Annotated in this window: 16 protein-coding genes, 1 pseudogene and 1 riboswitch; of the genes and pseudogenes, 9 read left to right on the top strand and 8 right to left on the bottom strand. The window is 72.3% G+C overall.

Going from position 1 to position 19,156, the window contains the following annotated elements; genetic code table 11:
* Positions 1-216 precede the first annotated feature (216 nt).
* Genes IH25_RS0120330 through IH25_RS0120340 form a run of 4 tightly spaced genes read left to right on the top strand, consistent with a single transcriptional unit; the run spans position 217 to position 4,773 of the window.
* Positions 217-1,590: a nucleotide sugar dehydrogenase gene (locus IH25_RS0120330; RefSeq protein WP_245172841.1), complete on the top strand. Its 1,374-nt coding sequence runs from the start codon at positions 217-219 to the stop codon at positions 1,588-1,590.
* Entirely contained in the window at positions 1,587-3,065 is a 1,479-nt protein-coding gene (locus tag IH25_RS0120335) for a glycosyltransferase family 2 protein (RefSeq protein WP_051754059.1), read from the top strand. The genes IH25_RS0120330 and IH25_RS0120335 overlap by 4 nt, the downstream gene beginning before the upstream one ends.
* Positions 3,062-3,220 (top strand): hypothetical protein, encoded by a 159-nt coding sequence (locus IH25_RS41255; RefSeq protein ID WP_157846994.1) that lies wholly within the window; start codon positions 3,062-3,064, stop codon positions 3,218-3,220. The genes IH25_RS0120335 and IH25_RS41255 overlap by 4 nt, the downstream gene beginning before the upstream one ends.
* The gene (locus tag IH25_RS0120340; RefSeq protein WP_037655310.1) at positions 3,217-4,773 is read left to right on the top strand and encodes a polysaccharide deacetylase family protein; all 1,557 of its coding nucleotides are present in this window, start codon (positions 3,217-3,219) and stop codon (positions 4,771-4,773) included. The genes IH25_RS41255 and IH25_RS0120340 overlap by 4 nt, the downstream gene beginning before the upstream one ends.
* Positions 4,774-5,544: 771 nt before the next feature.
* Here IH25_RS0120340 and groL read toward each other — a convergent pair.
* The 4 genes and pseudogenes from groL to thrC form a co-directional block, all read right to left on the bottom strand.
* Positions 5,545-7,029, bottom strand: a pseudogene (gene groL / locus IH25_RS0120345) (chaperonin GroEL); the annotation flags it as partial.
* Between the two features lie 307 nt (positions 7,030-7,336).
* Positions 7,337-7,540 carry a cold-shock protein gene (locus IH25_RS0120350; RefSeq protein ID WP_004986573.1) on the bottom strand — a complete coding sequence of 68 codons (204 nt, stop codon included), beginning with the start codon at positions 7,538-7,540 and terminating at the stop codon, positions 7,337-7,339.
* 432 nt (positions 7,541-7,972) lie between these two features.
* Entirely contained in the window at positions 7,973-8,248 is a 276-nt protein-coding gene (locus IH25_RS0120355; protein ID WP_030612174.1) for a MoaD/ThiS family protein, read from the bottom strand.
* The gene (thrC, locus tag IH25_RS0120360; RefSeq protein WP_030612177.1) at positions 8,245-9,528 is read right to left on the bottom strand and encodes a threonine synthase; all 1,284 of its coding nucleotides are present in this window, start codon (positions 9,526-9,528) and stop codon (positions 8,245-8,247) included. Before thrC ends, IH25_RS0120355 begins: the two co-directional genes overlap by 4 nt.
* 18 nt (positions 9,529-9,546) lie before the next feature.
* Positions 9,547-9,690: riboswitch (SAM riboswitch) on the bottom strand.
* 157 nt (positions 9,691-9,847) lie between these two features.
* On the opposite strand from thrC, the gene IH25_RS0120365 reads away from it, so the two are divergent.
* Both IH25_RS0120365 and IH25_RS0120370 read left to right on the top strand, forming a co-directional pair.
* A complete protein-coding gene (locus IH25_RS0120365) occupies positions 9,848-10,792 on the top strand; it encodes a glucosyl-3-phosphoglycerate synthase (protein WP_030612179.1) in 945 nt (314 codons plus the stop codon).
* Between the two features lie 74 nt (positions 10,793-10,866).
* Entirely contained in the window at positions 10,867-12,306 is a 1,440-nt protein-coding gene (locus IH25_RS0120370; protein ID WP_030612182.1) for an alpha,alpha-trehalose-phosphate synthase (UDP-forming), read from the top strand.
* Here the strand turns inward: IH25_RS0120370 and otsB are convergent.
* The 3 genes from otsB to IH25_RS0120385 are packed head-to-tail and all read right to left on the bottom strand — an operon-like array spanning position 12,294 to position 14,675.
* The gene (gene otsB / locus IH25_RS0120375; protein WP_030612185.1) at positions 12,294-13,127 is read right to left on the bottom strand and encodes a trehalose-phosphatase; all 834 of its coding nucleotides are present in this window, start codon (positions 13,125-13,127) and stop codon (positions 12,294-12,296) included. The genes IH25_RS0120370 and otsB overlap by 13 nt on opposite strands.
* Before the next feature lie 52 nt (positions 13,128-13,179).
* Positions 13,180-13,404, bottom strand: coding sequence for a DUF3263 domain-containing protein (locus tag IH25_RS0120380; protein WP_030612188.1), 225 nt, complete (start codon positions 13,402-13,404; stop codon positions 13,180-13,182).
* A gap of 35 nt (positions 13,405-13,439) precedes the next feature.
* Positions 13,440-14,675: an ABC transporter substrate-binding protein gene (locus IH25_RS0120385; protein ID WP_457852775.1), complete on the bottom strand. Its 1,236-nt coding sequence runs from the start codon at positions 14,673-14,675 to the stop codon at positions 13,440-13,442.
* Positions 14,676-14,834: 159 nt separating this feature from the next.
* Here IH25_RS0120385 and IH25_RS0120390 point away from each other — a divergent pair, with 159 nt between their 5' ends.
* The 3 genes from IH25_RS0120390 to IH25_RS0120400 all read left to right on the top strand — a co-directional run bounded on the left by IH25_RS0120390 (position 14,835) and on the right by IH25_RS0120400 (position 18,090).
* A complete protein-coding gene (locus IH25_RS0120390; protein ID WP_030612192.1) occupies positions 14,835-15,779 on the top strand; it encodes an ROK family protein in 945 nt (314 codons plus the stop codon).
* An 86-nt stretch (positions 15,780-15,865) separates the two neighbouring features.
* Complete coding sequence (nagA, locus tag IH25_RS0120395) at positions 15,866-16,993, top strand: N-acetylglucosamine-6-phosphate deacetylase (protein WP_030612195.1); 1,128 nt, start codon at positions 15,866-15,868, stop codon at positions 16,991-16,993.
* Between the two features lie 122 nt (positions 16,994-17,115).
* The gene (locus IH25_RS0120400) at positions 17,116-18,090 is read left to right on the top strand and encodes a 1-phosphofructokinase family hexose kinase (RefSeq protein ID WP_030612198.1); all 975 of its coding nucleotides are present in this window, start codon (positions 17,116-17,118) and stop codon (positions 18,088-18,090) included.
* Between the two features lie 8 nt (positions 18,091-18,098).
* Here IH25_RS0120400 and IH25_RS0120405 read toward each other — a convergent pair whose 3' ends face one another.
* Entirely contained in the window at positions 18,099-19,058 is a 960-nt protein-coding gene (locus IH25_RS0120405) for a carbohydrate-binding protein (protein WP_030612200.1), read from the bottom strand.
* Between the last annotated feature and the right edge of the window lie 98 nt (positions 19,059-19,156).

Below are 19,156 nucleotides of genomic sequence, written 5' to 3' on the forward strand. Positions count from 1 at the left end.
GCTCCTAGAGGTCCAGGGCGACCAGCTGGTATGTGCGGACGCATTGTTGCAGCACCTTAAGTAATGCGGGAACCCCGGGATCCCATTCCCGGACCGCCTCACACGACCGTGTGAACCCCGCCATACGATTCCGGCCACACGGCAACCGGGTGAATTGCCCGCGCTCCCCTGTCGCGCCGCTCGAAAGATCGGCCTACGAGCCTTAAATAACACAGCGTGACTATTACGCAACACAACGCGAGCAGCGGAGTGACCTGGGCGCCCGTCGCCGGCCCCGGAGTCACGCGGTGGACCGACCGCCTCGACGCGGCCGGCGAGAACACCCCCACCCCCCTGCAAGGACTGACCGTCGCGGTCGTCGGTCTCGGCTACGTCGGCCTGCCCACCGCCCTCGGCCTGCTGGACGCCGGCGCCACCGTGCTCGGCGTCGACATCAGCGAACAGCGGCTGGCGGACATCCGCTCCGGCAACGTGGACCTGCTCCCGGCCCAGCACGCCGCCCTGGCCTGCACCCAGAACACCGGTGACTTCCTGCTCACCACGGACGTCGACACCCTGCCCCGCGCGGACGCCGTGATCGTCTGCGTGCCGACCCCGGTCACCGAGGACTACCGGCCCGACCTGCGCGCCCTGAGCGCCGCCTGCGCCACCGTGGTCGAGCGGGCCGTACCGGGCCAGCTGATCGTGCTGACCTCCACCAGCCACGTCGGCACCACCCGGGACCTGCTGCTGGCCCCGCTCGCCGCCCGCGGCCTGGCGGCCGAGCAGGACGTCCTCGTCGCCTTCGCCCCCGAGCGCATCGACCCGGGCAACGAACGCCACACCCCGGAGACCACCCCGCGGATCGTCGGCGGCGCCGGACCGGTCAGCTCCCGGGCCGCCGCCTTCGTGCTGCGGGCCACCGCCTCGCGCATCCACCAGGTGCCCGACCCGGAGACCGCCGAGATGGCCAAGCTCTGGGAGAACATCTTCCGCGCGGTCAACATCGCCCTCGCCAACGAACTGTCGGAGGCCTGCGCGCACCTCGGCCTCGCGCCCGTTCAGGTCATCGACGCCGCCGCCACCAAGCCGTACGGCTTCATGCCGTTCTACCCGGGCCCCGGAGCCGGCGGCCACTGCATCCCCTGCGACCCGTACTACCTGCTGCACCAGCTGCCGCCCGGCGGACCGTCCGCCCCGGTGCTGAGCAGCGCCATGACCGCCCTGCGCGAACGCCCCGCGCAGATCGCCGCGCAGGCCGCCGACCGGCTGCGCGCCGACGGCCGCCCGCTCGACGGCGCCCGCGTCCTGGTCCTCGGCGCCGCCTACAAGCCGGGCGTGTCCGACATGCGGGAGAGCCCGGCGCTGCGGCTGCTCGCCCTGCTCGCCGAGCAGGGCGCCGACGCCCACTACAGCGACTGCCACGTGCCGCGCCTGACCGTGGAGGGGCGGGAGCTGCGGTCCGTGGCGGACCCGCACGAGGAGGTCTGGGACCTGGTGATCGTGCACACCGTGCACCCCGGCACCGACCTCGGCTGGCTGGACGCGGTGCCGCGGGTGCTGGACACCCGGCACCGCATCCGGCCCGCTACCCCCGCCGCGGTCCGGTGAGCGCCGTACTCGACACCCTGCCTACGGCGTCCGCCGCGGCCGGTTCCCCCCTCCGCCGCCGGCTGCGGGCCCGCCTGGGCGGGGCCCTGGAGACGATGGACCCGCGCGAACGGGCCTCCCTCGTACGGCTGCTCGGCCTGATCGCACTGGTGCCGCTGCTGCTGCTGATCGCCCGGCGCTCGGTCCGGCTGCCGTACGAGCCCAGCCTGGTCACCTGCTACGGCCTGGCCGTGCTGACCGGCACCGCCGGCCTGCTCTACCTCGCCTACACCCAGTACGACGACCCGGCGGTGCGCACCCTGCGCCGCCGGGCACCGGACCACGAGACGTTCCCCGCCCTGCCGGAACGGCCCAGGGTCAGCTTTCTGCTCGCGGTCAAGGACGAGGTCGGCAACGTCGAGGCCTGCGTCCGCTCCATGGCCGCCTCCGACTACCCCGACCTCCAGATCATCGTCGTCGACGACGGCTCCGGGGACGGCACCGGCGCGGTCCTCGACGGCCTCGCGGACGAACTCGGCATCACCGTCATCCGGCTGGACCGCAACATCGGCAAGAAGGCCGCCCTGGTGCGCGCCTGCGCGCTGGCCGACGGCGACATCCTGATGTTCACCGACTCCGACTGCGTCCTCGCCCCGGACGCGATCCGGCAGTGCGTACGGGCCATGGTCCGCCATCCCGACCTGGGCGCGGTCAGCGGGCACTGCCGCGCCCTGAACCCGCACCAGAGCACGCTGACCCGCGTCCAGGACGTCTGGTACGAGGGGCAGTTCCGGATCTCCAAGGCGGCCGAGGCGGCGTACGGGGCGGTCACCTGCGTCTCCGGTCCGCTGGCCGCGTTCCGGCGCGAGGCCGTCTACAACTACCTGCCCGCCTGGGCGGAGGACCGGTTCGCGGGCGCCCCGTTCCGGTTCGCCACCGACCGGCAGCTGACCGGGTACGTGCTCGGCCAGGCCTGGCGCGGACGCGCCCTCAAACAACGGCACGCCGGCTCGCCGTTCATCGCCGGACAGGACCACCCCGAGCGGCGCTGGCTGGTGGGCTACACCAAGTCCGCCCGGGTGTGGACCAACGTGCCCGCCCACTGGCGCCCCTTCATCCACCAGCAGGTCCGCTGGAAGAAGAGCTTCATCCGCAACCTGTTCTTCACCGGCGGCTTCATGTGGCGCCGGGGGCCGGTCCCGGCCCTGCTCTACTACGGCCACGCCCTGTGGGTGCTGGCCGCCCCCGCCCTGGTCTTCCTGCACCTGGTGTGGGCCCCGCTGCACTGGGCGGCCGGGCTCACCGCGCTCTACGTGGCCGGGATGCTGCTCAAGGGCAGCATCTGGGGTCTGGCGTTCCGGTTCGACAACCCGGGCGACAGGCGCTGGCGCTACCGGCCCCTGATGAGCCTGCTGTCCTGCTGTGTCCTGGCGTGGCTGCTGCCGTACGCCGCTCTCACCCTCCGCCGTGGAATCTGGACGAGGACTCCCGCATGAGCATCACCGCAACCCCGTCAACACCGCACCCGCCCCGGCGAGGCCGGGTCCGCAAGGGCATCGGCCACCTGTTCCGGCTGACCGTCGCCGTACTCTCCGCCGCCGCCGTGCTCGCCCTCTACTACGTCGTCCTCACCCGGGGAGGCTCCCGATGAGCCGGCACGGCGGCCCCCGTACGCCCGCCGCCGGCCCCCGGGTGGGCCGCCGACTGCGCGGACCCGCGGTACGCGGTGCGCTCGGCGCCCTCGCCGCCGTCGTGGTGGTGACGCCGTTCCTCGGCGCGTGGAGCTACGACAGCGCCCGGCGCGCGGTGTCCACGCAGGCCGCCGCGCCCCCCGTCGAGCCGGACGCGCTGCCCGGGGAGATCGTCAAGACCGGCGCGAGCGCACCGATCGTGCTCGCCTACCACGACATCAACCCCGAGCCCACCAACGACTACACCCTCACCCCGCAGCAGCTGGACACCCAGCTCGCCAAGCTGGAGGCGGCGGGCTACCGCTCGCTGACCACCAAGGAGTTCACCCGTTACCTGACCACGGGCACGACACCCGCGCCGCACACCGTCTACCTCACCTTCGACGACGGCACCCGGGGCCTGTGGACGTACGCCGACCAGGTCCTCGCCAAGCACAAGATGCGCGCGGCGTCCTTCCTGATCACCGGCGCCGTCGGCACCCACCGCCCGTACTACCTGTCCTGGGCCGAGATCGACCGGATGAAATCCTCCGGGCGCTGGGACTTCCAGGACCACACGCACCTCAGCCACGAGCGGGCCGCGATCGACGCCGCCGGACACCAGGGGTCGGTGCTCGCCAACCGGCTCTGGCTGGCGAAGGAGAAACGGCTGGAGACCGAGAACGAGTACCGCACCCGGGTGCGCACCGACCTGGACACGTCGCTGCGGGCGTTCTCCGACCACCACCTGCCGGCGCCCCAGCTGTTCGCCTACCCGTTCTCGGAGACGGCCGCGCCGACCAACCTCGCCGCCCGCAACACCTCCGCGCTGGAACGGCTGCTGCGGGAGCGGTTCACCGCGTCGCTGACCAACGTCTCCCCGCGCCCCCTGCCGGCCGGGCCCCGCGCGGCCGCCGCCCGGCTGGTGGAGCGCCTGGAGGTGATGCGGACGACGTCCACCGACACCTTCGTGAAACAGCTGAACGAGTGGGTCTCCCGCTCGCCCGCCGAGGTCCCCGAGCCGCTGCGCAACCCCGAGCAGTGGCGGTTCCCGGGCAGCCCGTCGGGCACCGGGCTGGCGGCGCTGACCGGCAAGGGGGTGGCGAAGGGCACGTACGTGTCGGCCGTGCACCTGCCGATGGGTACGGCGGACTGGAACACCTACCGGGTGAGCGCCACCGTCGCCGGGCTGCGCGGGACCAGGACCAGCGCGTCGGTGGAGGTCGGGCACGGCAGCCTGGTGCCCGTCACGGTCACCGTCTCGGAGACGGGAGTACGGGTGACCGAGCGGCCGGCCGACGGCACCGCACGCGTCACGACCGGCAAACTCACCCCGGCGGCGGCACACCGGCTGGACCTGGAGGTCTCCCCCGGCGGCGTCCGCGTCACCGTGGACGGCGGGCACGCGCTGGTGGCCCGCGCGACGAAGGCACTCGACCCGGCCCGTACCAGCGGAGGCGTGTCCCTGGCGGTGCGCAACGAGGCGGACAAGGCGGCCTGGCCGCGGTTCACCGCGCTGCGCGTCAAGCCCTGAGCGACTCCTCGTTTCCGGAAGGCCGTCCTGCCTCGGTGGGCGGCCTTCCGCGCGTGCGCGGAGCTTTTCAGTGACCGTTGGGCCGCTCGCTTCTTGGTCAGTGTCGTGCTTCCACGGGCCGCGTCAAGGGCGCGTTCCGCGTCGGCTTCGCCGATGGGCCTGCGGCCCACCCTTGACCCGGCCCGCTCCAGCACGAGGCAGAAGCGAGCGAGCGGCCCGAAAGAGCAGTGGCCCAGCCCGGCACCGGGCCCTCGGCGAGCCGACCAGGCGCCGTCGCCGAGGGGACGCACCCGCGCCTCGCCAGCACGCCGGGCCGATTAAGCGGCCTGCGGCCCGGCGGCGGGTACGCGGTCGCGCCCCACCAGCACGCCGGGGCGGCTTGGCGGCCTGCGGCCCGGTGGGGACCCTTCGGGCAGGGAGCCAAGGGGGCTAGTTATGGACAAGCATTCCAAAACAACCCACCCACCCACCGGGCCGCAAGCCGCCGAACCCACCCGGCGTGCAGGCCAGACGCGAGCGCGCAACCCCCACCGGGCCGGAAGCCGCTAAGCCCGCCCGGCGTGCTGGCGAGGCGCGAGCGCGCATCCCCGACCCACGATGCGAACGCAGCCGACGGTAGGGGCCAACCAAGTCCAGCCGGCCACTTTCCCCTGGCCGCCCGCTCGCTTCTTCCCCGTGCTGGAGTGAGGTGTGTCAAGGGTGGGCCGCAGGCCCATCGGCGAAGCCGACGCGCAAGCGCCCTTGACTCACCTCACGGAAGCACGACACTCCCTTCGCCGGGTCGATGATGCCCTCGCCGACCAGGTCGACGTACTCGCCGGTCGCGGCGTTCAGGCCGTGGCCCGGGGTCAGGTTGCGCACCTTCTCCACCACGACACCGCCCTCGAGGCCGGCGTTCACGGCGATCTGCTTCAGCGGGGCCTCCAGGGCGATGCGCACGGCGTTGGCGCCGGTCGCCTCGTCACCCTCCAGCTCCAGCTTCTCGAAGACCTGGGAGGCCTGCAGCAGGGCCACGCCACCACCGGCGACGATGCCCTCCTCGACGGCGGCCTTCGCGTTGCGGACGGCGTCCTCGATGCGGTGCTTGCGCTCCTTGAGCTCCACCTCGGTGGCGGCACCGGCCTTGATGACGGCCACGCCGCCCGCGAGCTTCGCCAGGCGCTCCTGGAGCTTCTCGCGGTCGTAGTCGGAGTCGCTGTTCTCGATCTCGGCGCGGATCTGGTTGACCCGGCCGTTGACCTGCTCGGAGGAGCCGGCACCGTCGACGATGGTGGTCTCGTCCTTGGTGATGACGACCTTGCGGGCGCGGCCCAGGAGGTCCAGGGTCGCGTTCTCCAGCTTGAGGCCGACCTCCTCGGAGATGACCTCGCCGCCCGTGAGGATGGCGATGTCGCCGAGCATGGCCTTGCGGCGGTCGCCGAAGCCCGGGGCCTTGACGGCGACGGACTTGAAGGTGCCGCGGATCTTGTTGACGACCAGGGTCGACAGGGCCTCGCCCTCGACGTCCTCGGCGATGATCAGCAGCGGCTTGCCCGACTGCATGACCTTCTCCAGCAGCGGGAGCAGGTCCTTCACCGCGGAGATCTTGGAGTTGGCGATGAGGATGTACGGGTCCTCGAGCACCGCCTCCATGCGCTCCATGTCGGTCGCGAAGTAGGCGGAGATGTAGCCCTTGTCGAAGCGCATACCCTCGGTGAGCTCCAGCTCCAGACCGAAGGTGTTGGACTCCTCGACGGTGATGACGCCTTCCTTGCCGACCTTGTCCATGGCCTCGGCGATGAGCTCGCCGATCTGGGTGTCGGCGGCGGAGATGGACGCGGTGGAGGCGATCTGCTCCTTGGTCTCGACGTCCTTCGCCTGCTCCAGCAGGGCGGCGGAGACGGCCTCGACGGCCTTCTCGATACCGCGCTTCAGAGCCATCGGGTTGGCACCGGCGGCGACGTTGCGCAGACCCTCCTTGACCAGGGCCTGGGCGAGCACGGTCGCGGTGGTCGTACCGTCACCGGCGACGTCGTCCGTCTTCTTGGCGACTTCCTTGACCAGCTCGGCGCCGATCTTCTCGTACGGGTCCTCGAGCTCGATCTCCTTGGCGATGGAGACACCATCGTTGGTGATCGTGGGCGCGCCCCACTTCTTCTCGAGGACGACGTTGCGGCCCTTGGGGCCGAGCGTCACCTTCACGGCGTCCGCGAGCTGGTTCATGCCGCGCTCGAGGCCGCGCCGCGCCTCCTCGTCGAACGCGATGATCTTGGCCATGTGAAGTGGTCCCTCCAGGACTGGGGGTGATTCCTTCGGACCGCGCCCGCGCCCGCGACGGACGGCTCGCCGGCCTCGTGGTTCCTTGCCCCACCCGGCCCGCGGGCCTCACCGACCCGGTCCTTCACTGTCACTCTCACCTTCAGAGTGCTAACGCAATGATTAGCACTCGGCATGGTCGAGTGCAAGCGCCCGGCCGGGTGGGGAGTGCCCGTCAGCCGCCCGCGAACGCCGGAACCGGGACCGGCGGCGGGCACGGCGAAGGGCCCGCACCCTCTGCGAGGTGCGGGCCCTTCACACGAAACATTCAGGCGGTGACGCGAACCATGTCGGCCTGCGGACCCTTCTGGCCCTGCGAGATCTCGAACTCGACCCGCTGGCCCTCTTCCAGGGTGCGGTAGCCGTCCATCTGAATCGCGCTGTAGTGGACGAAGACGTCCGCACCACCGTCGACCGCGATGAAGCCGTACCCCTTCTCCGCGTTGAACCACTTGACGGTGCCCTGAGCCATGCCTAACTCCCCTATTACTGGCCCTTGCACAGATCCACACTTCGCGGATCCGGGTCAGACCTCACCCCCCAACTGGTCGGGGGCGTGCGCCGGAACGCGTCGACCGCGGCCGAATGTATCTGTCCAACTGCCGTCTGCAACAGGTCAATCGGACGAGAATTCTGGACGTCAGAGGTCCGGAATATGGCGAGAATTCACCCGACTTCAGGGCAAGTCGGGCCCCATAAAAGCCACAAAAGCCACGCGGAACCCGCACAACTTGGCTGTTTCTCATCGGGCGCGCGGCATGATTCCAAGGCTCGCGACCACCCGGCCGCGGCCGTGTTCCCCAACTCTACCGCGTTCAATCACGCAGAATTGCCCCCTCCGTTTCTCTCACGGAGGGGGCAATCGAGTGGACGGTGAGTGACCGCCCTTACCGTCGGTAAGGGATCAGCCGCCGGCGACCGCGGGGATGATCGAGACCCCGGCGCCGTCGGGGGTCGCCGTGTCCAGGCCCTGCTCGAAGCGCACGTCGTCGTCGTTGACGTACACGTTGACGAACCGGCGCAGCTTGCCCTGGTCGTCCAGGACGCGGGCGGCGATCCCGGTGTGGTTCTTCTCCAGGTCCGCGATGACCTCGCCGAGCGTGCCGCCCTCGGCCGGGACCTCGGCCCGGCCGCCGGTGTAGGTGCGCAGGATGGTGGGGATGCGAACGGTCACGCTCATGCGAGGCCAGCCTCTCGGAAGGAGTCCAGGGTCGGGCGGATGGTGGCGGACAGGCCGGTCCCGGCCACCGCGTCCAGGGTCTTCAGGCCGTCGCCGGTGTTGAGGACGACCGTGGTCTTCGCCGGGTCCAGCACGCCCGCCTGGAGCAGCTTGCGGGTCACGCCGACGGTCACGCCGCCCGCGGTCTCCGCGAAGATGCCCTCGGTGCGCGCCAGCAGCCGGATGGCGTCGACGATCTCCGGGTCCGTGACATCCTCCACGGCACCGCCGGTGCGCCGGGCCACGTCCAGCACGTAGGGGCCGTCGGCCGGGTTGCCGATCGCCAGGGACTTGGCGATGGTGTCCGGCTTCTGCGGCCGTACGACGTCGTGGCCGGCCTTGAAGGCGGTGGAGACCGGGGAGCAGCCCTCGGCCTGGGCGCCGAAGATCTTGTACGGCCGGTCCTCGACCAGACCGAGCTTGATCAGCTCCTGGAGCCCCTTGTCGATCTTCGTGAGCTGGGAGCCGGAGGCGATCGGGATCACGATCTGGTCGGGCAGCCGCCAGCCGAGCTGCTCGCAGATCTCGTACGCCAGCGTCTTGGAGCCCTCGGCGTAGTACGGCCGCAGGTTGACGTTGACGAAGCCCCAGCCCTCGCCGGCCGGGTCGCCGATCAGCTCGGAGCAGAAGCGGTTCACGTCGTCGTAGTTGCCCTCGATGCCGACGAGTTCACCGCCGTAGACCGCGGCCATGACGACCTTGCCCTGCTCCAGGTCGTGCGGGATGAACACGCAGGAGCGGAAGCCGGCCCGGGCGGCGGCGGCGCCGACGGCACCGGCGAGGTTGCCGGTGGAGGAGCAGGACAGCGTGGTGAAGCCGAAGGCGCGGGCGGCCTCCAGGGCCTGGGCGACGACCCGGTCCTTGAAGGAGTGGGTCGGGTTGCCGGAGTCGTCCTTGACGTACAGGCCGCCGGTCACGCCCAGTTCGCGGGCGAGGTTGTCGGCCTTGACGAGCTTGGTCCAGCCGGGGTTGAGATTGGGCTTCTCCGCGACGTCGGCCGGGACCGGCAGCAGCGGGGCGTAGCGCCAGATGCTGGCGGGGCCGGCCTCGATGCGGCGGCGCAGTTCCTCGGTGTCGTAGGCGGAGAAGTCGTAGGCGATCTCCAGCGGGCCGAAGCACTCCTCGCAGGCGAAGACCGGTCCGAGGGGTACCCGGTGGCCGCATTCGCGACAGCTGAGGGCCGCTGCGGGACCGAGGTCCACGGTGGAGTCGCTGGGGGTTGCAACTGTCTGCACAGCCATGTGAGGCGAGGCCCTTTCTCCTCATCTTCCTCACGACGCACCTCGCCGTGAGACGGATTTGGCACCTTCCCTAGCCGGGAGCCTCGCTTGAGAAGACGAGAATCGGCTGGAGGGTTGCCGGGGCTTCATCGGGCCGTGTCCCTCTGCCCCTCTGGATGAGCTGTATGTGGTTGTCAACGCCGCTTGACCACCCGACATGCGATGGTCATCGGCGTTGTTCAAGACTGTAACCGAAGGCCAGGACAGTTGAGATAGTCGTCCGAACCGCGAGATGCATCACACGGTGACGTGTGGTCGTGACAGTGAGGAGCCGCCGACCGTGCTGGAAGAAGTCGAGCGCTGGCTGAGCCGCCGGTCCTGGTCCGTGGCCGACCGCCCGCCGCACCGGGTGCTGGCCGCCAAGCAGCGCACGGGCCAGACGATCAGCGTCGTACTGCCCGCCCTCAACGAGGAGGAGACGGTCGGCGACATCGTCACCGTCATCCGCCACGACCTCGTGGAGCAGATCCCGCTCGTCGACGAGATCGTGGTCGTCGACTCCGGCTCCACCGACCGCACCTCCGAGGTCGCCGCGCGGGCCGGCGCCCGGGTCGTCCACCGCGACGAGATCCTGCCCCGCATCCCGGCCGTCCCCGGCAAGGGCGAGGTGCTGTGGCGCTCGCTGCTGGTGACCGGCGGGGACATCGTCTGCTTCGTCGACGCGGACCTGCGGGAGTTCTCCTCCGACTTCGTGCTCGGCATCGTCGGGCCGCTGCTCACCGACCCGGACGTGGACCTGGTCAAGGCGATGTACGACCGTCCGCTCGCGGGCTCCGCCGGGCAGGGCGGGCGGGTCACCGAGCTGATGGCCCGGCCGCTGCTGAACATGCACTGGCCGCAGCTGGCCGGTTTCGTGCAGCCGCTGGGCGGCGAGTACGCGGCCCGCCGCTCGCTGCTGGAGCAGCTGCCGTTCCCGGTGGGCTACGGCGTGGAGCTGGGCATGCTGGTGGACGCGCTGCACCTGGTCGGCCTGGACGCGCTGGCCCAGGTCGACGTGGGGGTGCGCAAGCACCGCCACCAGGACGGCCAGGCCCTCGGCCGGATGGCCGCCGCGATCTACCGCACGGCCCAGCTGCGGCTGGCCCGGGGTCATCTGGTGCGGCCCGCGCTGACCCAGTTCGAGCGGGGCGAGGACGGCTTCGAGCCGCGCACCTACTCGGTGGACACCGAGGAGCGCCCGCCCATGGTGGAGGTCGCGGAGTACGCGGAGCGGAAGGTGGCGTGAACGGTCCGTATCCGGGCTGCTTCGCAGGTGGATCGCACGTTTGAGGGTTTACGGGCCGGGCTAGGTTGAGGCGTATGGCTTCCACGCGCACTGCTGTCGGCAAAGCTTCGGTACTGGTCGCCTCCAACCGCGGCCCGGTCTCCTATCAGGTACGCGAGGACGGCTCGCTCGACGCCCGGCGGGGCGGCGGCGGGCTGGTCTCGGGACTGTCCGCCATCGGGCCGGACGCGGACTCGGTATGGGTGTGCGCCGCGCTGGGCGACGGCGACCGGGCGGCGGTGCGGCGCGCCGACGGCGGGCTGCTGCCGGCCGAGGAGACCGGCGGGCAGCGGGTGCGGATGCTCGACATCGACGCGTCCGTGCACGCCGAGGCGTACAACGGCATCGCCAACTCGGTGCTCTGGTTCGTCCACCACCTGCTGTACCAGACACCCCTGGAGCCGGTGTTCGACGCGGACTTCCGCCGCCAGTGGGCCTCGTACCAGGCCTACAACCAGGCGTTCGCCGAGGCGCTGGCCGAGGAGGCGGGCGAGGGCGCGGCGGTGCTGATCCAGGACTACCACCTGGCGCTGGCGCCCCGGATGCTCCGCCGGCTGCGGCCCGACCTGCGCATCGGCCACTTCTCGCACACCCCGTGGGCCCCGCCGGACTACTTCCGGCTGCTGCCCGACGACATCGCGGCCGAGCTGCTCGGCGGCATCCTGGGCGCGGACCGGGCCGGGTTCCTCACCCGGCGCTGGGCGGACGCCTTCACCGCCTGCTGCCACCAGGTGCTGGGCCCCGGCATCCCCTCCGGCACGGACATCGGGGTGCACGGGCTGGGAGCCGACGGGGACTTCCTGCGCGAGCGGGCGCACCGGGCGGACGTGGCCGAGCGGATGGCGGCGCTGCGCGAGGAGATCGGCGAGGGCCGGCGGACGATCGTCCGGGTGGACCGCACCGAGCTGTCCAAGAACATCGTGCGCGGGCTGCTGGCGTACGAGCAGCTGCTCACCGACCACCCGGAGTGGCGGGAGCGGGTCGTCCACGTGGCGTTCGCCTACCCCTCCCGCCAGGACCTCGCCGTGTACCGCGACTACACCGCCGAGGTGCGGCGGGTGGCGGACCGGATCAACGAGCGGTACGGCACGCCGGGCTGGACCCCGGTGGTGCTGCACGTGAAGGACGACTTCGCGCGCTCCCTGGCCGCCTACCGGATGGCCGACGTGGCGCTGGTGAACCCGATCCGGGACGGCATGAACCTGGTCGCCAAGGAGATCCCGGTGGTCTCCGACGAGGGCTGCGCGCTGGTGCTCTCGCGGGAGGCCGGGGCGCACGAGGAGCTGGGCGAGGACGCGTTCACGGTGAACCCGTACGACATCACGGGCACGGCGCGGGCGCTGCACGAGGCGCTGACCCTGCCGGCGGAGGAGCGGGCGGCCCGCTCCAAGCGGCTGGCCGCCGCCGCGACCGCGCTGCCGCCCGCCCGCTGGTTCCTGGACCAGCTCCAGGCCCTGACCGCTCAGCCGAGCTGAGCGGCGAGCGCCCGCAGCAGTCCTACGACGCCTTCCGGGCCGTCCACCACCAGGTCGGCCCGCTTCGCCAGTTCGGTGACCTCCGTGCTGCCGCTGCACACCAGCAGGCCGGGGACGCCGTCGGCGCGGAGGGTGTCGACGGCGTCGAAGGCGGGCAGGTCGCCGAGGTCGTCGCCGGCGTAGACGACGCAGCCGGCTCCGACGGCACGGGCGTGGTCGAGGAGGGCCACGCCCTTGTCCATGCCGGGCGGGCGCAGCTCCAGCACCAGGCGGCCGGGCTCGACGATCAGTCCGTGCCGGGCGGCGAGGTCGGCGAGCGGGGCGCGCAGCGACTGGTACGCGCCCTGCGGGTCGGCGGCCCGCCGGGTGTGCACGGCGAGCGCCCGGCCCTTCTCCTCGATCCAGGTGCCCTCGGCGGCGCCGGCCCGCTCCAGCAGCCGGGGCAGTTCGGCGCGGGCGGCGGCCACGCCGGGGTGCGGGGGTGGTGCGGTGACGGTGCCGGTGGCCGCGTCCCAGCGTTCGGCGCCGTAGTGGCCGAGGACGGTGAGGTGCTCCAGGCCGGGCACGCCGGCGAAGCCGCCGTAGCGGACGGCGACCTCGGGCGGGCGGCCGGTGATCACGGCGACGGAGGCGATCTTCGGGGCGAGGGCGGCCAGCGCGGGTACGGCGTCGGGGTGGGCGCGGGCCTGCTCGGGGTCGGCGACGATGGGGGCCAGGGTGCCGTCGAAGTCCAGGCCGATCAGCGCGGTGCGGGGCCGAGCGAGCAGCGCGGCGAGCCCGTCGCGGCCGGACTGGGTCTGCGGGGTGGGCAGAGGATCCATACCGGGACAGTATCCGGCGCGGGCGGGGCTCACGCCTGGGCCGCAGCCGGGATCAGCGCTCCGCCCGCCGGGCCTGTCTGATCCGGCGCAGGCGGTTGACCGTGACCGGGTCGTGGGCGAGGGCGCGCTCGTCGTCCAGGAGGGCGTTGAGCAGCTGGTAGTAGCGGACCGGGGACAGGTCCAGTTCCTCGCGGATGGCGCGTTCCTTCGCGCCGGGCCCGGGAAAGGCCCGGCGCTCCAGCGCGAGGATGGCTTTTTCGCGGCTGCCCAGTTCCATGCCGGCCACCGTAGCGGCCGGCGGGGCGGCCGTGCTCAGTCCGCGGTGGTGCTGTCGGCCGCCGTGGCCGTCGACTGGAGCCGGGTCAGCACGCCGTTGGGGCTGCCGTTCGGGGCGACGGCCTGGCCGATGTTCTGCTTCACGGCCGCGCTGACCGCCGCCCAGGAGGTCTTGCCGACCGGGTACAGCTCGGTGCTGGGCAGCTCTTCCAGGAAGGGGCGCAGGGACTTGTCGGTGGCCTCGTTGGACGCGCTCATGGCGTTGGAGGCTGAGCTGGTGACCGGCAGCAGCCCGTAGGTGCGGGAGAAGTCGAGGACGTTCTTGTCGGAGTAGACGAAGTCGAGAAAGTCGCCGATCTCGTCGCGGTGCCCGTTCTGCTTGAAGGCCATCATCCAGTCGGTGACGCCCATGGAGGCCCTGGCCTTGCCGGTGCGGCCCGGCATCGGCACGGTGCCGAACTTCACGCCCTTCGCGGCGGCCTGCTGGATCAGCGTGGGGTGCCCGTTGAGCATGCCGACCTGGCCGTCGGCGAAGGCGGCGAAGGCGTCCGCGCGGTTGAGCTTGCCGGGGGCGACCGGGCCGGTGAGCCCCTTGCCGACCAGGTCGTCCTTGAGCCAGGTGAAGGTGGAGACGTTGGTGGCGGAGTCGATGGTGTAGGTGCCGATGTCGTCGGTGTACCCGCTGCCGCCGTTGCCGCCGGCGAGCAGCCACTGCATGGTCTCGGCCTGCGCCTCCTCCGGGCCGAGCGGCAGCGCGAAGGGGTACTTCACGCCCTTGTCCTTGAGCGCGGCGGCGTCGGCGGCGAGCTCGGCCCAGGTGGTGGGCGGGGTGATACCGGCCTTGGTGAACAGGGTCTTGTTGTAGAAGAGCACGCGGGTGGAGGCGGCGAACGGGATGCCGTACTGCGTGAACTTCCACTGGCCGGCGTCGGAGAGCTGGGAGAGGAAGTTGGCCTGGGTGCGGATGGAGAGCAGTTCGGAGGCCGGGTAGAGCTTGCCGGCGGCGGCGTAGTCGGCGTAGGCGCCGATCTGGGCCAGATCGGGGGCGTGGCCGGCGTCGACCATCTCCTTGACCTTGCGGTCGACGTCGTTCCAGGAGTAGACGCTGACCTCGACCTTCACGTCCGGGTGCGTGGACTCGTAGTCCTTGACCAGGTCGTCCCAGTACTTCTCGGAGCTGTGGGCCCGCGAGTCGCCGTAGTCGGCGGCCACCAGTCTGAGCGTGACGTCCGAGGACCCCGTGCTCCCACAGCCGCCGAGGACCGCCGCCATGCCCAGTGCGGACACCACCGCGATCGTTCCTGCCGTACCCCGACGCACCCTCAAAGCCCCAACCCTGCCGTCTGACCGTTCAACATATGGACACATAAGGTCTACACCACGTGAGTGGACTAGACCTCTCGCGGGTGGGAGGGTCACACTAGCCTCGTGGTGAGACATGTCATCGCCCTGGACGTGGGCGGTACCGGGATCAAGGCCGCCCTCGTCGGCGCCGACGGCACGCTGCTGCACCGCGCCCGCCGCTCCACCGGCCGGGAGCACGGCCCCGAGGCGGTCGTGGCGGGCATCCTCGACTTCGCCACCGAGCTGCGCGCCCACGGCGTCGGGAGCTACGGCGCACCGGCCGGCGCGGCCGGGATCGCCGTCCCCGGCATCGTCGACGAGACGGACGGCACCGCCGTCTACTCCGCCAACCTCGGCTGGCGCGACGTACCCCTGCGCTCGCTGCTCGCCGACCGGCTCGGGATGCCGGTCGCCCTCGGCCACGACGTGCGCACCGGCGGCCTCGCCGAGGGCCGGATCGGCGCGGGCCGGGGCACGGACCGGTTCCTGTTCCTCGCGCTGGGCACCGGGATCGCCGGCGCGATCGGCATCGGCGGGCGGGTGGAGTCCGGCGCGCACGGCTTCGCGGGCGAGATCGGCCACATCGTCGTACGGCCCGGCGGCGCCGACTGCCCCTGCGGGCAGCGCGGCTGCCTGGAGCGGTACGCCTCCGCCGCCGCCGTCGGCGCGGCCTGGGCGGCGGCCTGCGGCGACCCGGACGCGGACGCGGCGGCGTGCGCGCGGGCCGTCGCGTCCGGTGACCCGAACGCCGTCCGGGTCTGGCAGGAGGCGGTGGACGCGCTCGCCGACGGCCTGCTCACCGCCGTCACCCTGCTGGACCCGCGCACGCTGATCATCGGTGGCGGGCTGGCCGAGGCGGGGGAAGTGTTGTTCTGGCCGCTGCGGGAGGCCGTCCGGCGCCGGATCACCTTCCAGAAGGCACCCGCCCTCGTCCCCGCCGCCCTCGGCGACAGCGCCGGCTGCCTGGGCGCGGGGCTGCTGGCCCGCGATCTGCTTTCGATCACTCCTACGACTCCGGAGGTAAGCACCTGATGGCAACCGAGCGGGAAACTCCGGCCCCGGACGGCGCCCCGAGAGGGGCGCGGGGAACTGCGCGCTCCGCCACGACCACGCCGCAGGTGCTCACCGGCGCGCGCGTGGTGCTGCCCACCGGGACCGTGGAGAACGGCCGGCTGGCCATCGACGGCACCCGCATCGCCGCCTCGGCACCGGCCGACGCCGAGGTCCTCGACGTCACCGGGCACTGGCTGGTCCCCGGCTTCGTGGACCTCCACAACCACGGCGGCGGCGGCGCGTCCTTCGCCGGTACGGCCGAGCAGGCCATGACGGCCGTCCGCACCCACCGGCTGCACGGCACCACCACGCTGGTCGCCTCCACCGTCACCGACGAGATGGACCTGCTGGTCCGCCAGGCCGGGCTGCTGAGCGAGCTGGCCGAGCAGGGCGAGATCGCGGGCATCCACTTCGAGGGCCCGTTCATCTCGCCGTGCCGCAAGGGCGCGCACTCCGAGTCGCTGCTGCGCGACCCGGACCCGGCCGAGGTCCGCAAGCTGATCGACGCGGCGCGCGGCCACGCCAAGATGGTCACCCTCGCCACCGAACTGCCCGGCGGCATCGACTCGGTGCGGCTGCTCGCCGAGCACGGGGTGATCGCGGCGATCGGGCACACGGACGCCAGCTACGAGCAGACGGCCGAGGCCATCGACGCGGGCGCCACCGTCGCCACCCACCTCTTCAACGCGATGCCCGCCCTGGGCCACCGCGCGCCCGGCCCGATCGCCGCGCTGCTCCAGGACGAGCGGGTCACCGTCGAGCTGATCAACGACGGCGTCCATCTGCACCCGGCGGCGCTGGAACTGGCGTTCCGGCACGCGGGCGCGGACCGGGTCGCGTTCATCACCGACGCGATGGACGCGGCCGGCAGCGCCGACGGCCGCTATCTGCTCGGCCCGCTGGAGGTCGAGGTCAGCGAGGGCGTGGCCCGGCTGGTGGAGGGCGGCTCGATCGCGGGTTCCACGCTCACCCTGGACCGGGCGTTCCGGCGCGCGGTGACCGTCGACAAGCTGCCGGTGGAGGACGTGGTGACCGCGCTGTCGGCCAACCCGGCGCGCCTGCTCGGCCTGGACGACCGGATCGGCTCTCTGGAGCCCGGCAAGGACGCGGACCTGGTGCTGCTGGACGCGGACTTCGCGCTGAAGGGCGTCATGCGGCGGGGCGAATGGGTGGTAGCGCCCCAACTGCCCTGATCCGTAACCCCGTCGAGGAGACGGCGACCGGTCCGCGCACTGGGCCGGTGGCCGTCTCTTTGGCATGATCGAGGCCCCGGACACCCAAGACACCGCAGGGACTTCGAGGGAGGTCGGCCCGGGTGATCCTCACGGTCACACTGAACACCGCTCTCGACATCACCTACCGCGTACGGTCGCTGCGGCCGCACGCCTCCCACCGCGTCTCGGAGGTCACCGAACGCCCCGGCGGCAAGGGCGTGAACGTGGCCCGGGTGCTGGCCGCGCTCGGCCACGAGGTGACGGTCACCGGCTTCGCGGGCGGCCACACCGGCGCGGTCCTGCGCTCGATGCTCGCCGAGACGCCGGTCGCCCCCGTGCCGCGGGAGCGAGGAGGCGCGGACGCGCCCGGCGCCCTGGCGGACGCGCTGGTGCCGGTCTCCGGGGCGACCCGGCGCACCGTCGCGGTGGTGGACGAGCGCACCGGTGACACCACCCAGCTGAACGAGCCGGGCCCGCAGATCTCCCCGGCCGAGTGGGCGGCCTTCCTCGGCCGCTACCAGGAGCTGCTGCCGGGCGCCTCGGCGGTGGCGCTGTGCGGGAGTCTGCCGCCGGGGGTGCCGGTGGGGGCGTACGCGGGTCTGGTCCGCGCGGCCCGCTCCGCCGGTGTGCCGGTGCTGCTGGACACCAGTGGGGAGCCGCTGCGCCGCGGGGTCGCCGCCCGGCCGGACGTCATCAAGCCGAACACCGAGGAACTCGCCGAACTCACCGGCTCCTACGAGCCGTTGCGCGCCACCCAGGACGCCCGCCGGCGCGGGGCCCACGCGGTGGTCGCCTCCCTCGGCGCGGACGGCCTGCTCGCCGTCACCCCGGAGGGCCACTGGCGCGCCGCCCCGCCCGCCCCCGTCCGCGGCAACCCCACGGGCGCCGGCGACTCGGCGGTGGCGGGCCTGCTCTCCGGCCTGGTGGAGCACCTGTCCTGGCCGGACCGCCTGGCCCGCGCGACCGCCCTGTCGGCGGCGACGGTACGGGCCCCGGCGGTGGGCGAGTTCGACCCCGCCACGTACTCGGAACTCCTCGGCCGGGTCCGGGTCACGGGGGCGGCCAGCGCGGCCTAGGCCGGGCCCTAGCTGGTGACGCGGCCCTTCTTGATCCACATCTGGTCCAGCAGGACGTTGCACTTGTCGCCGGGCTGGCAGGAGATCGAGATGGTGTTGCGGCCCTTGTCGAGGGTGGGCCACACATAGGAGGTGGTCCAGCCCTTGGTGAAGTCGCCCTCGGCGGCATGGCGCCAGTTGCGGAACCGGATCTTGCTGCCGAACTCCTTGCCGTTGACGGACACCGTCATCGACTGGTCCTCACCGGTCACGCTGTAGCGCGTGAAGATGGTGTACGGACCCTCTTCGGGGATGTTGTCGACCGTCCAGGTCACCGACGCGCCCGCCGTGTTCAGGCCGCCCACGTAGGTGCCGCCGGCCGCCTGCGCGCCCTGGACGTCCGAGGCCGGGGCCGCGCCGCCGGACAGCTGGACCGAGCTGCTCGCGGCGTCGGTCTTCGGGAGCTCCCCGGCCGTGGGCGAGCTGCTGCCCGTCGGGCTCGGGGACTGGCTCTGGGACTGGGTCGGGGCCGGGGTGGCCTGGTTGCCGGACTTGTCGTCCTCGGTGTTGTCGTTGATCATCGCGACGCCGATGCCTATGACGACCGCGGCGACCACGGCTATCGCGCCGATCAGCAGGCCCTTGGTGTTCGGACCGCGACGGCCGGGCGCGGGCGGCGCGGTCCGGCGGCCGGCCGGGGGCGCGCCGCCCGGCAGCGTCTCCGGGGCCTGGTAGTGGGCGTTCGGCTGGCCGTAGGGACCCTGCTGCGGGACGCCCTGGCCGTACGTGCCCTGCGGCGGCTGACCGTGGGACCCCGGCTGCTGGCCGTACCGGCGCTCGCCGACCGTGCGCACCCTGCTGACCGAATTCGGGTAGCCGTAACCGCCGCCGGACGGCGGCTGGGCTCCCCGTGCCTGGCCGTCTGCGTACAGGTAGCCGAACGGGTCGTCGTCCTCGGGCGTGCTCGCGCCGTTGTCGCCGGGCGTCATCCCTTGGTACTCCTCAACAGGTGCGGGCGGATGGGGTACGGGTTGGAATGGCGAGCCTACCCGCTCTCCGTCGCCCAAACGGGTGACCCGGATCGCGT

It is taken from the genome of Streptomyces achromogenes subsp. achromogenes (assembly GCF_000720835.1).
GTDB classification, from domain to species: domain Bacteria; phylum Actinomycetota; class Actinomycetes; order Streptomycetales; family Streptomycetaceae; genus Streptomyces; species Streptomyces achromogenes.